Source organism: Streptomyces sp. NPDC127114 (assembly GCF_042677525.1).
Lineage (GTDB): Bacteria > Actinomycetota > Actinomycetes > Streptomycetales > Streptomycetaceae > Streptomyces.
Genome location: NZ_JBHXTJ010000009.1, coordinates 60,151 through 72,686, shown reverse-complemented (window position 1 = coordinate 72,686; position 12,536 = coordinate 60,151). Strand labels below are relative to the sequence as shown.

Annotated in this window: 9 protein-coding genes and 1 tRNA gene; 7 read left to right on the top strand and 3 right to left on the bottom strand. The window is 72.9% G+C overall.

Going from position 1 to position 12,536, the window contains the following annotated elements; genetic code table 11:
* Nucleotides 1-43 precede the first annotated feature (43 nt).
* The 4 genes from ACFVGS_RS12200 (at nucleotide 44) to ACFVGS_RS12185 (ending at nucleotide 4,407) form a co-directional block, all read left to right on the top strand.
* A complete protein-coding gene (locus tag ACFVGS_RS12200) occupies nucleotides 44-646 on the top strand; it encodes a lytic polysaccharide monooxygenase (protein WP_384409136.1) in 603 nt (200 codons plus the stop codon).
* Between the two features lie 88 nt (nucleotides 647-734).
* A complete protein-coding gene (locus ACFVGS_RS12195; RefSeq protein WP_385692434.1) occupies nucleotides 735-2,411 on the top strand; it encodes an AMP-binding protein in 1,677 nt (558 codons plus the stop codon).
* Nucleotides 2,412-2,482: 71 nt separating this feature from the next.
* On the top strand, nucleotides 2,483-3,814 hold the full coding sequence (locus ACFVGS_RS12190) for a sensor histidine kinase (RefSeq protein ID WP_385692433.1): 1,332 nt from the start codon (nucleotides 2,483-2,485) through the stop codon (nucleotides 3,812-3,814).
* A complete protein-coding gene (locus tag ACFVGS_RS12185; protein WP_384409142.1) occupies nucleotides 3,736-4,407 on the top strand; it encodes a response regulator in 672 nt (223 codons plus the stop codon). Before ACFVGS_RS12190 ends, ACFVGS_RS12185 begins: the two co-directional genes overlap by 79 nt.
* Nucleotides 4,408-4,486: 79 nt before the next feature.
* Here ACFVGS_RS12185 and ACFVGS_RS12180 read toward each other — a convergent pair.
* Nucleotides 4,487-4,560, bottom strand: a tRNA-Lys gene (locus ACFVGS_RS12180).
* Nucleotides 4,561-4,681: 121 nt separating this feature from the next.
* Nucleotides 4,682-5,440, bottom strand: coding sequence for an IclR family transcriptional regulator (locus tag ACFVGS_RS12175; RefSeq protein WP_385692432.1), 759 nt, complete (start codon nucleotides 5,438-5,440; stop codon nucleotides 4,682-4,684).
* A gap of 360 nt (nucleotides 5,441-5,800) precedes the next feature.
* On the opposite strand from ACFVGS_RS12175, the gene ACFVGS_RS12170 reads away from it, so the two are divergent.
* Nucleotides 5,801-6,865 (top strand): LLM class flavin-dependent oxidoreductase, encoded by a 1,065-nt coding sequence (locus ACFVGS_RS12170; protein ID WP_385692431.1) that lies wholly within the window; start codon nucleotides 5,801-5,803, stop codon nucleotides 6,863-6,865.
* Between the two features lie 273 nt (nucleotides 6,866-7,138).
* Nucleotides 7,139-8,830 (top strand): glycosyl hydrolase family 18 protein, encoded by a 1,692-nt coding sequence (locus ACFVGS_RS12165; RefSeq protein WP_384409258.1) that lies wholly within the window; start codon nucleotides 7,139-7,141, stop codon nucleotides 8,828-8,830.
* 90 nt (nucleotides 8,831-8,920) lie between these two features.
* On the opposite strand, the gene ACFVGS_RS12160 is transcribed toward ACFVGS_RS12165, so the two are convergent.
* On the bottom strand, nucleotides 8,921-10,822 hold the full coding sequence (locus ACFVGS_RS12160; protein WP_384409260.1) for a putative bifunctional diguanylate cyclase/phosphodiesterase: 1,902 nt from the start codon (nucleotides 10,820-10,822) through the stop codon (nucleotides 8,921-8,923).
* Nucleotides 10,823-11,191: 369 nt separating this feature from the next.
* Here ACFVGS_RS12160 and ACFVGS_RS12155 point away from each other — a divergent pair, with 369 nt between their 5' ends.
* Nucleotides 11,192-12,490, top strand: a complete 1,299-nt coding sequence (locus ACFVGS_RS12155; RefSeq protein ID WP_385692430.1) for a M6 family metalloprotease domain-containing protein — start codon at nucleotides 11,192-11,194, stop codon at nucleotides 12,488-12,490.
* Nucleotides 12,491-12,536: the final 46 nt, after the last annotated feature.

Here is a 12,536-nt window from a genome sequence, read left to right as displayed (position 1 = left end):
GCACAGCCCACGGAACTCCCCCACGTTCTCCTGGAGCGACAGCATGCGCAAAAAGACACAGAGAAGGGCGGGAGCGGCGGCCGTGACGCTCGGCGTCGCGGCGGCCTCCCTCCTCGCCACCACCAGCGCGAGCAGCCACGGCTACACCGATTCGCCGATCAGCCGCCAGAAGCTCTGCGCCAACCGCACCGTGAGCAACTGCGGCGACATCCAGTGGGAGCCGCAGTCGGTCGAGGGCCCCAAGGGCTTCCCGGCCGCCGGGCCCGCCGACGGGCGGATATGCGCCGGCGGGAACACCCGCTTCGCGCAGCTCGACGACCCCCGCGGCGGCGCCTGGCCCACCACCCGGGTCACCGCGGGCCAGAGCTACAGCTTCCGCTGGCAGTTCACCGCCCGCCACGCGACCACGGACTTCCGCTACTACATCACCAGGAACGGCTGGACCGGGAGCAAGACCCTGACCCGGGCCGACCTCGACACCCAGCCCTTCCTGGTCGTCCCCTACAACAACCAGCAGCCGCCCTCGACCCTCTCGCACTCGGGGACCATCCCGGCGGGCAAGACCGGCCGTCACCTGATCCTCGCCGTGTGGACGATCGCGGACACCGGGAACGCCTTCTACGCGTGCTCGGACGTCCAGTTCTAGGGCCGGCTCCCGTTCCGGCTCCCGATCCGGGCCTGGTGCCCGCATCGGGCGTTCAGTTCTGACGGAGCGTCAGCTACCATCCCGCCGCATGGGTACGCAGACCGTCGCGGAGCTCGTACGGCGCCAGTGGGGCGACCACAGGACCGGACTGAGGGACGAGCACACCACCCTCACCCACCACCAGGTCGCCTCCGGCGCCGCCGCGCGGGCGGCCCTGCTCACGGAGCTGATGCCCCACCGGCCGGGGCGCGAGCCGCACCTCGGCCTGCTGCTCGACAACACACCGGAGTACCCGCTCTGGCTCGGCGCGGCGGCCCTCGCGGGGGCCGCCGTCGCCGGGATCAACCCCACCCGCCGCGGCGCCGAACTTGCCCGCGACATCCGGCACACCGACTGCCGGATCCTGGTCACCCAGCGGGCCCACCTGCCGCTCCTCGACGGACTCCCGCTGCCCGGGCTCCGCGTGCTCGTCACCGACACCGACGCCTACCGCGAGCTGCTGGCGCCCTACGGGACGGCCACGCCCGACGACACCTTCCTGCGGCCCGCCCGCCCCGACAGCCGGCTGCTCCTCGCCTTCACCTCCGGCTCCACCGGCGCGCCCAAGGCGGCCGTCTGCTCCCAGGGCCGGCTCGCCGCCGCGGGCGCCTCCCTCGTCTCCCACTTCGGGATACGGGAGGACGACACCCACTACGTCTGCATGCCGATGTTCCACGGCAACGCCGTGATCGCCGACTGGGCGCCTGCCCTCGCCGCCGGCGCCGGGATCGCGCTGCGCGCCCGCTTCTCCGCCTCCCGCTTCCTGTCCGACGTACGCCGCTTCGGCGCCACCTACTTCACCTACGTCGGCCGCGCCGTCCAGTACCTCCTCGCCACGCCCGCCACGCCCCACGACCGCGACCACCACCTCCGGCTCGGCTTCGGCACGGAGGCCGGGGCGGTCGACGCGGCCCGCTTCGAGGCGCGCTTCGGCGCGCGGCTCGTCGAGGGTTACGGCTCCTCCGAGGGCGGCGCGGCGATCCGGCGGACGCCCGGCACGCCGGCCGGGGCCGTCGGGCGGGCCGCGCCCGGCGACGACCTGGCCGTGCTCGACCCGGCCACCCTCCGCGAGTGCCCGCCGGCCCGCTTCTCGCCCTCCGGCGTCCTCCTCAACGCCGACGAGGCCGTCGGCGAACTGGTCAACCGGGGCCGGAGCTCCTTCGAGGGCTACTGGCGCAACCCGGAGGCCGAGGCCGCCCGGCTGCGCGACGGCGTCTACTGGACCGGCGACCTCTTCTACCGCGACGCCGACGGCTTCCTCTACTTCGCGGGCCGCACCGACGACCGGCTGCGGGTCGACGGCGAGAACCTGGCCGCCGCGATGATCGAGAACATCCTGGCCCGCTGGGAGCGGGCGGCGGGCGTCGCGGTCCACGCGATACCCGACCCGGTCTCCGGCGACCAGGTGATGGCGGTGGTCGCGATGCGGGGCGGCGCCGGTTTCGACCCCCGCGCCTTCGCGGACTTCCTCGCGGCCCAGGCGGACCTCGGCACCAAGATGCCCCCGACGTACGTACGGATCGTCCCCGAGCTCCCGCTCACCGCGACCAACAAGATCCACCGGGTCGCCCTGCGCCGTACCGCGCTCGCCACCACCGACCCCGTCTGGTGGCGCCCGGCGCCCGCCGCCCCGTACGAACCCCTGACGCCGGCCGCCCGCGCCCGTCTCCGAGAGGAGTACGCCCGCCAGGGCCGGCCCTTTCCCGGGGAGAACCCCCAGGGGTAGTGCTGGGCCTACCCCGGGACACCCTCGAGACCCATGGCCCCGGGCCCCCGCCCGGCCCTAGCGTGATCGTCATGCAGCCCCGCCACCCCCGTACCGCCTGGCAGGCCCTCGCCCGGCCGCTCGGCCTTCCGCGCACCCTCTGGCCCTGGCGCGCCGTCGGTTACCTCGCGACCGGCGCGGCCGGCGGCGCCGTCCTCCTCGGCGTCCTCATCCTCCTCGCGGGGTTCTCCCTGCTGCTCGTCGGGCTTCCCCTGCTGCTGCTCGCCGGGGTCGCGGTCGGCGCGGTCGAGCGGTGGCGGCTGCGGCTCGTCGAGCTCGACCCGGCGCCCGACCCGCACCGGGTGCCCGAGGCGCCCGGGCTCGGCGCCTGGCTCCGGCTACGGGCGCGGGAACAGGCCACCTGGAGGGAACTCGGGTACGCCCTGCTCCACGCCACCGTCCTGTGGCCGCTCGACCTGGTCGTGCTCGCCGTCGGACTCGGCCTGCCCGCCGCCCTCGTGAGCGCCCCGCTCCAGCTCGCCGCCGACGGGCACGAGGCGAAGGTGGTCAAGGCCTACCTGGTCACCTCGTACCCCCAGGCCTTCGCCGCCGCCCTCCTCGGCCTGCTGCTCCTGCTGCTCCTCCTCTACCCGCTGACCGGGTACGCCGGAGCCCGCGCCGCCCTCGCCCGCGCACTGCTCGCGCCGCGCGAGGCCGAGCTGCGGCAGCGGATCGGCGAGGTCACCGCCTCCCGCGCGCGGCTCGCCGCCGCCTTCGAGGCCGAGCGGCGCCGGATCGAGCGGGACCTCCACGACGGCGCCCAGCAGCGGCTCGTCGCCCTCACGATGACCCTCGGCCTCGCCCGCTACGACGCCCCGCCGGGGCCGCTCGCCGAACAGCTGGCCAAGGCCCATGCGGAGGCCGGCCAGGTCCTGACCGAGCTGCGCGAGCTGATCCACGGCATCCATCCCCAGGTCCTCGTGGACTACGGCCTCGGCGCCGCCCTCGCCGACGCCGCCGACCGCGCCTCCACTCCCGTGGACACCTCCGGGATCGACGCCGGCCTGCGACGGCTGCCCGCGCCCGTCGAGAACGCCGGCTACTTCACGGCCCGCGAGGCCCTCGCCAACATCGACCGGCACAGCGGCGCCGGCCGCGCCCGGCTCACCGCCGTCCACGCCGACGGGGTGCTGCGGCTCACGGTCGAGGACGACGGGCACGGCGGCGCCGATCCCGCCCGGGGCAGCGGGCTCACCGGACTTGCCGACCGGCTCGCCGTCCTCGATGGCACACTGACGATCATGAGCCCGCCCGGCGGGCCGACCCTCCTACGAGTGGAGATCCCGTGCCGTCCGCTGCCTCAGAGTCCCGAGCGCTCCGCATCGTCCTCGCCGAGGACGGCGTCCTCCTCCGCGAAGGACTGATCGGTCTCCTGGCACGTTTCGGCCACGAGGTGGTCGCGGCGGTCGGCGACGCCGACGCCCTGCTCACCGCCGTCGCCGCGCACGACCCGGACGCCGTCGTCACCGACGTACGGATGCCGCCCGGCTTCCAGGACGAGGGCCTGCGGGCCGCGGTCGCGCTGCGCGCCGACCGCCCGTCGCTGCCGGTCCTGGTGCTCAGCCAGTACGTGCAGCGCTCGTACGCCGCCGATCTCCTGGACACGGGCGACGGCACCGGCGTCGGCTATCTGCTCAAGGACCGGGTGGGGCAGGTGGAGGAGTTCGTCGACGCCCTCGCCCGGGTCGCGGCCGGCGGCACGGTCGTCGACCCGGAGGTCGTACGGCAGCTGCTGCGCCGCCACCGCGACCCGCTCGAGGCGCTGACCCCGCGGGAGCGGGAGGTCCTGGCCCTGGTCGCGGAGGGCCACTCCAACGCGGCGGTCGCCCGCCGCCTCGTCGTCACGGAGGCGGCCGTCGGCAAGCACATCGGCAACATCCTGGCCAAGCTGGACCTGCCGCCGGCCGAGGACACCCACCGCCGTGTCCTCGCCGTCCTCGCCTACCTGCAGGCATGACCGAAGGCATGAGCGCCGGCGTGACCGTAGACGGAAAACAAGGAAGCCCCTCGCTTTCGCGAGGGGCTTCCTCTGTCGGTGCGCCGCCAGGGACTCGAACCCCGGACCCGCTGATTAAGAGTCAGCTGCTCTAACCAACTGAGCTAGCGGCGCCTGCTGACAGAGAAAATACTACCTGGTCCCGAGGGGTGCTCGTGACCACCCTCGGACCGGACCCCGGCCGGGCCCGCCCGGCCGCCCGTCCGGCCGCCCCGTTCGGGAGTGGCCGGAGCCCTCAGATCGCCAGCGAGAGCACCACCGGAGCCGCTCGCCGGTTCAGCATGTCGGCCGCCGAACGCAGCCGGTGTGCGTGCTCCAGCGGCAGCGAGAGCGCCAGGCAGCCCACGGCCGAGCCCGCCGTCAGCGGCACCGCCGCGCAGACGGTGCCCACCGCGTACTCCTGGAGGTCGAGCACGGGGACGGTCGGCGGCTGGCTGTCCAGCTTGGAGAACAGCACCTTCTCGTTGGTGATCGTCCGGGAGGTCAGTCGGGCGATCTTGTGGCGGGAGAGGTGGTCGCGGCGCCCGTTCAGGTCGAGCTGGGTCAGCAGGCACTTGCCGACCGCGCTGGCGTGCGCGGCGGAGCGGAAGTCCACCCACTCGTTGACCTTCGGCGTGCGCGGGCCGTCGGCGAACTGGGTGATCTTCACCTCGCCGTCGATGTAGCGGCTGATGTAGACGGCGGCGCCGACCGAGTCGCGCAGCTCGGTCAGGGTCTCCTGGAGCTTGCGCTCCAGTGCCTCGCGCCGGGTGCTGCCGGAGCCGAGGAGGACCAGGGAGTCGCCGATGACGTAGGCGCCGTCGGAGACCTGCTCCACATAACCCTCGCGCCTGAGCATGAGGAGCAGGGACGACAGGTGGGCGACGGGCAGGCCGGTCTCCCGTGCGATCTGCACGTCCGTCACGCCGCCGCCGTGTCGTGAGACCGTCTCAAGCACACGCAGGGCGTATTGCACCGAGTGGAACGGCGCGGTGGGCTCGGGCTTCAGCGCCACGGTTTCCCCCTACCAGGTTGTGACCGCAAGCTTCCGTACCACGATAGCCGCCAAGCGCCCGCAACGGGGCGGCTGTTGGCGAGATTGATTCGCTGCTCAGGGGCCCTGTGCTGGGGCTCACCACCCTGGCATATGCCACGGTCAAAGCCCTACTGGAGAGTCGGAGGTCAGGGCCGTGCGCGAGGCCCGCCGCACGGGCGTTCGGAGGGCTTCCGGACGTGAAGATTTTTTCGGCGGAATAAGCGGAGACACCCTCCTGTTAGCTCTCCCGTCGGCCCGGGACCATCTTTTCCCGGCATCACGGAGCCCGACAGGAACATTCGTCACTGCGCAGGAAGGCCGACCACGGTGAGCGACGCGATGCGAGACGCGATTCGAGGAGAGGCGCGCGGCACCGCGCCCGTACCGCTGTCCGTGCTCGACCTGGTCACGGTCGGCCAGGGGCGCACCGCGAGCCAGGCGCTCGCCACCAGCGTGGAGATCAGCAGGCTCGCCGAGCGCCGCGGCTACCACCGGCACTGGGTGGCCGAGCACCACTCCATGCCGGGCGTCGCCTCCTCCTCGCCCGCCGTGATCCTGGCCCACCTGGCCGCCCGTACCCGCCGCATCCGGCTCGGCTCCGGAGGCGTGATGCTGCCCAACCACGCGCCGCTGGTGATCGCCGAGCAGTTCGGCACCCTGGAGGCGCTCGCCCCCGGGCGGATCGACCTCGGCCTCGGCCGAGCGCCCGGCACGGACGGGGTGACGGCCGCCGCCCTGCGGCGCACCCCGACGCTCGACGAGGGGGCCGACGACTTCCCGGAGCAGCTCGCCGAGCTGACCCGCTTCCTGGACGACGAGTTCCCCGACGGGCATCCGTACGCCCGGATTCACGCCGTGCCCGGACCGGTGCAGGGCCCGAAGGGCCGGCCGCCGGTCTGGCTGCTCGGCTCCTCCGGTTTCAGCGCGCGGCTCGCCGGCCTGCTCGGCCTGCCCTTCGCCTTCGCCCACCACTTCTCCGCGCGCAACACGATCCCGGCGCTCGAGCTCTACCGGGACTCCTTCCGGCCCTCGGCGGTGCTCGACGCGCCGTACGCGCTGATCGGAGTCGCCGCGCTCGCCGCCGACGAGGCGAAGGAGGCGTACCGTCAGGTCCTGACCGGGGCCCTGTCGATGCTGCGGCTGCGCACCGGCCGGCCGGGCCTCGTGCCGACGCCCGAGGAGGCGGAGGCGTACGGTTTCAGCCCCGCCGAGCGGGACTTCGTCGACGGCTGGCTGGCGAACATCGTGCACGGCACGGCGGACGAAGTGCGCGACGGCCTGGACGCGTTGCGGAAGCGCACCGGCGCCGACGAGCTGATGATCACGTCGAACGTGCACGGCGGGGAGGCCCGGCTGCGCAGTTACGAGCTGATCGCCGACGCCTACGGCCTGCCGGAGCTGTGAGAAAAAGACGGGGCTGGTTCACCGGTGAACCGGCCGGCCCCGGAGTCCTAAGGGAGCCTTAAACCGCTCGTCACCTGTGGTGGCGGGCGGTTCCGTTTTGTGCTGCGCGCCTCTGACAAGGGCTTTCTCCCGCCAATTGGTCTAGTCCTCAATCTGGTTCAGACCATTGACGCACTGTTCACGCGGCGGATATCACTGCTCCAACTTCCGTACCGCCACCCCTCCCGGAGGCCGCACGTGCACCCCCGCCATCCCCGCAGTCCCCGCAGACCGCTGATCGCCGCACTCGTCAGCTCGGCCCTCGCCGCGGGCGCGCTCGCCGCCACCGCCGGCCTCGGCTCCGCGCAGGCCGCCGGCGCCGCGACCACGGCCGCGTCCACCGGCGGCGTCAAGATCGCGTACTACGACCAGTGGAGCGTGTACGGGAACGCCTTCTACCCGAAGCACCTCGACCAGCGGGGCATCGCGGCCAAACTGGACGTCATCAACTACTCGTTCGGGAACATCCACCCGACCGACCTCACCTGTTTCGAGGCCAACAAGGCCGCGGGCGACGACGCCAACCCCAACGCCGGTGACGGCGCGGGCGACTCGTACGCCGACTACCAGAAGTCCTTCTCGGCCGCGGACAGCGTCGACGGCGTCGCCGACAAGTGGGACCAGCCGATCGTGGGCGTCTTCAACCAGTTCAAGGAACTGAAGGCGAAGCACCCCCACCTGAAGATCAACATATCGCTCGGCGGCTGGACCTACTCCAAGTACTTCTCGGACGCGGCGAAGACCGACGCCAGCCGCAAGAAGCTCGTCGCCTCCTGTATCAAGCAGTACATCCAGGGCGACCTGCCGGTCGAGGGCGGCTACGGCGGCCCCGGCACCGCCGCCGGCATCTTCGACGGCATCGACATCGACTGGGAGTACCCCGGCTCGCCCGACGGCCACCTCGGCAACCACTACGCCCCCGAGGACAAGCAGAACTTCACCCTCCTGCTCGCCGAGTTCCGCAAGCAGCTCGACGAGTACGGCGCCGCCCACGGCGGCAAGAAGTACCTGCTGACCGCCGCCCTGCCGGCCGGCCAGGACAAGATCAAGAACATCGAGACGGACAAGATCGGCGCGTACCTCGACTACGCGAACATCATGACGTACGACATGCACGGCGCCTGGGACGGCGACGGGCCGACGTACCACCAGTCCCCGCTCTACTCCGGCAGCAACGACCCGACCGACGTCATCAAGCCGGGCACCGAGAAGTACTCGATCGACAACGCCATCGACTCCTGGATCGACGGCAAGCCCGCCTACGGCATCACCGGCGGCTTCCCGGCGAACAAGCTGACGCTCGGCTACGAGTTCTACTACCGCGGCTGGAAGGGCGTGCCGGCCGGCACCACCAACGGCCTCGCCCAGCCCGCCACCGGCGCCTCCGCCGTCCGCCCGGTCAGCCAGCAGGCCGGCATCGCGCACTACAAGGAGCTCGGCGGCATCGTCGACAACGCGGCGACCACCTTCTGGGACGACCAGGCCAAGTCCGCCTACTTCTACAAGGACGGCGAGTTCTTCACCGGTCTCGACCAGCGGACCATCCAGGCCCGCGCCGACTACGCCCACCAGCGCGGTCTCGCCGGCGCGATGATGTACTCGCTGCTCGGCCTGGACGCCAACGCCACGCTCTTCAACCAGATCGTGACCGCGGTCGGCTCGTCCCCGACGAACCCGACGCCGACGGCGACCACGGCGACCCCGACCCCGACGGCGACCACCACGAGCCCCACCCCGACCCCGACGCAGACCACCACCCCGCCGGCCGGCTGCACCGCCCCGGCGTACGTGGCCGGCACCGTCTACACCGGCGGCTCGGTCGTCTCGCACAAGGGCCGCAAGTGGCTCGCCCAGTGGTGGACCCAGAACGAGGAGCCGGGCACGACCGGCGAGTGGGGCGTCTGGAAGGACCAGGGCGCCTGCTGATCCCCGACTCCCGTCCCACCGCATGAACCGCTGCCCCCGCCCGGAATGTCCCTCCGGCCGGGGGCAGTTCCATGCCCGCTTCCCCGGCTCCTACACGGGGAGGGGCGCCACGCCGATCAGCCCGGCGATGCGTTCCGGTGCCACCGGCCGCGAGTAGAGCCAGCCCTGGCCGGTGTCGCAGCCGATCCGGCGCAGCCGCGCGGCCTGCCCCGCGGTCTCCACGCACTCCGCGGTGACCGTCAGCCCGAGCCGGTGCGCGAGCTGCACCAGCGCCTCCACGATCAGCTCGTCGGCCGGGTTGGCGTGCTCCTCGTCCTGGAAGCCGCGCACGAACGATCCGTCCAGCTTCAGGACGGAGACCGGCAGCCGGCTCAGATAGGCGAGGTTCGAGTAGCCGGTGCCGAAGTCGTCGATCGCGATCCGTACGCCCATGTCGCTCAGCGCCTGGAGCGCCTGGAGCGGCCGGCCCGCCGAGCCCATCACCGCCGACTCGGTGAGCTCCAGCTGGAGCAGGTGCGGCGCGAGCCCGGTCTCGGCGAGGATGCCGGCGACGTCGGCGACCAGGTCGGAGTCCCAGACCTGACGCACCGCCACGTTGACGCTGACGAAGATCGGCCGGTCGCCCGGGTGGTCCTTCTGCCACTGCCGGGCCTGGCGGCAGGCGGTGTTCAGCACCCAGCGCCCGAGCTCGACGATGGAGCCGTCCTCCTCGGCGATGCCGACGAACCGATTCGGCGTCAGCGTGCCGAACTGCGGGTGGTTCCAGCGCACCAGCGCCTCCACCCCGCGCACCGCCCCGTCGGCGAGGTCCACGAGCGGCTGGTACTCCAGCGCGAACTCACCGCGCTCCACGGCGGGCCGCAGCGTGGAGGACAGCGCCTGCCGGGTCATGCGGTGGGCGTTGCGCTCCGGGTCGAAGAGCGTCCAGCGGGCCTTGCCGTCGGCCTTGGCCCAGTACAGCGTGGTGTCGGCGGCCTGCATCAGCTGCGTCGCCGTCGAACCGTGGGCCCGCCGCTCGACCACGCCGATGGACGCGGAGACCGAGAGCCGCTGCCCGGACAGGTCGAAGGGCTCCTGGAGCGAGGTGAGCACGGACTGCGCCAGGTCGGCCAGTTGCTCGGTGCCGACGGAGTCCTCCACCAGGATCGCGAACTCGTCCCCGCCGAGCCGGGCCACGAGGTGGCCGCCGCCGCGCGTGAAGCCGTGCCCGTCGGCGCATTCGGTGAGCCGGCCGGCGACGGCGGCGAGCAGCCGGTCGCCGACCCGGTGGCCGAGGGTGTCGTTGACCGCCTTGAAGCCGTCCAGGTCCAGATAGCAGAGACCGATCCGCCCTGTTCTGCCATGCCCGTACGACTCATAGGGCCCGTACGGCGGATAGGCGTCGTACTCGGGGTCGCGGAGGTCCTCGTCGGAGGGGCCCTCGGCGGCGGCGCTCTCCAGCGCGGCGGTCAGGCGCTCGAAGAAGAGGGTGCGGTTGGGCAGCCGGGTGACCGGGTCGTGCATCTGGAGGTGGCGCAGCCGCGCCTGGAGCTCGCGCCGGTCGCTGATGTCGGCGACCGAGAGCAGCACGCGCGGGCTGTCGGGGACGGGCGAGACGGTCACCTCGGCCCACAGGGACTGCCCGTCGGGGTGCTTGAGGCGGCGGGTGCAGCGGAACCGGGAGCGCCGGCCGCGCAGCACCTCGCGGTAGGCGTGCCAGGTGCGGCCGTCGGCGGCGAGGTCGACGAGGTCGGCGGCGGCCTGCCGGCGGAGGGCGGCCGGCTCGGTGCCGAGCAGCGCGGCGAGCGCTTCGTTGGCGGCGACGACGACGCCGTCCCGGTCGACCAGGGCCATCGCGAGGCGGGCGGCGCGGAAGGCGGCGCGGTAGTCGCGGAGTTCCGCGGCGGCGTCGAGGCCGGGTCCGGGGCCGCGTCCGGGCCCGGAGTCGCGTCCGGCCCCGAGTTCGGGTCCGGGGCCGGGATCGAGTGGGGGTGAGTGACGCTCTGTGAGCATCGGCTCCGCCGACGGATGCACCGGTTCTTCGGGGGTTCCGCTCACCGCTCGCTCCCGTAGTGCGTTCGGGCCGTACAGATGTGGTCGGAATGGTCGGCCAAGGAAAGTGTGCCGATCATAGAGGCTGGCCCGGGCGCCATTCCAGCTCCGGGGCCCGCCCGCGGCCTCCGGCGGGCTGTGAGGCTGCCCACCCATGCCCCCGGCCGATCGTTTCTGCGCGGGTCTGACACGGGTCGACGGCACGCTGACCGATTGTGACTTTCCGTGAGCTGCGGCGCGTCGTTGTCGCGTCGCCCCGGCGAGTCCCGCTCACCCGACCGGGGCAGCGGAAAGGTGCGAAACATCCCAAACCCACACAAGGTGGGTGGGGTGTCACGCTTTCCGGAGCCGGAGGTCCACGTGAGGGGTCAGCAGCCACCCGGGGGAGTGCGGCGCTCGCGTCTGCGGGCCGGCGCGGCCGCCTTCACCTCCCTCGCGGCACTCGCCGCGACCGGCCTGGTCGCCGGCCCCGCCGTCGCCGCGCACTCCGCGGGCCCGTGCGCCCTGCCCCGTACCGCCGCCCATCACTCGCTCGGCCTCGACACCTGGAACCGGGCCTATCCGCGGCCCGCCCGCTCGCTCGACGCGGTCATGATCTTCCTGTCCTTCCCGGACTCCGAGCCGCTCACCAGCCCGGCCGAGCTGGCCGCCGACCACTTCCCGGGCACGGCGGAGTTCTTCGACCGCGCCTCCTACGGCCGGTTCAGCCTGCGCCCGAACCCGCAGACCGTCTGGACGAGGATGCCGCGGGACTCCTCCTCGTACGCGATACGGCGTGACTGGAGCGCCGAGCACCGCGCGGCCTATCTGCGCGACGCGGTCCGGGCGGCCGACGCCTCCGTCGACTTCTCCCGCTACGACATCGTCTACCTGGTCGCCGACCCGGACGCGCCGGGCGTGGACTCCGACGCCACCAAGGTGGTCAACCTGGAGCACCCGCTGGAGGCCGACGGCACGGAGATCAAGCGGATCGTGACGGTCTTCGAGCGGCACCCGCCGGACCGCAACGTGCTCGCCCACGAGACCGGGCACGTCTTCGACCTGCCCGACCTCTACCACCGGCCCACGGACGGCAAGGGCGACTGGGACACCCATGTGGGCGACTGGGACGTCATGGGCAGCCAGTTCGGCCTCGCGCCGGAACTCTTCGCCTGGCACAAGTGGAAGCTGGGCTGGCTCGACCGCGGCCAGGTGGCCTGCGTCCGCGGCCCCGGCACCCACGTGATCGGCCTGGAGCCGGTCGCCGCCGCGCCCGTGGCCGGCGGCACCCTCGGCACCCGGCTCGCGGTGGTCCGTACGGGCGAGGACAGCGTGCTGGCCGTCGAGGCCCGCTCGGCGACCGGCAACGACGCGGACACCTGCACCGAGGGCGTCCTCGTCTACCGGGTCCGCAACCGGGCGGCGTCCGGCGAAGGCCCCGTGGAGGTCGTGGACACCCATCCGCGCACCGAGGCCTGCTGGGAGCGCTCGGTCTACCCGCCGCTCGCGGACGCGCCGCTGCGGGAGGGCGAGTCCTTCACCGTGCCGGGCACGGGCGTACGGGTGGAGGTGGCCGAGCGGACCGGCGCCGGCGTGTGGACGGTACGGATCAGCGGCCCGCAGCCCGTGGGAGCGGCGGAAAGGTCCTGATCGAGGCGCCGCTCCCCGGCACACGAAGAAGCCCCCCGCTTCCGCG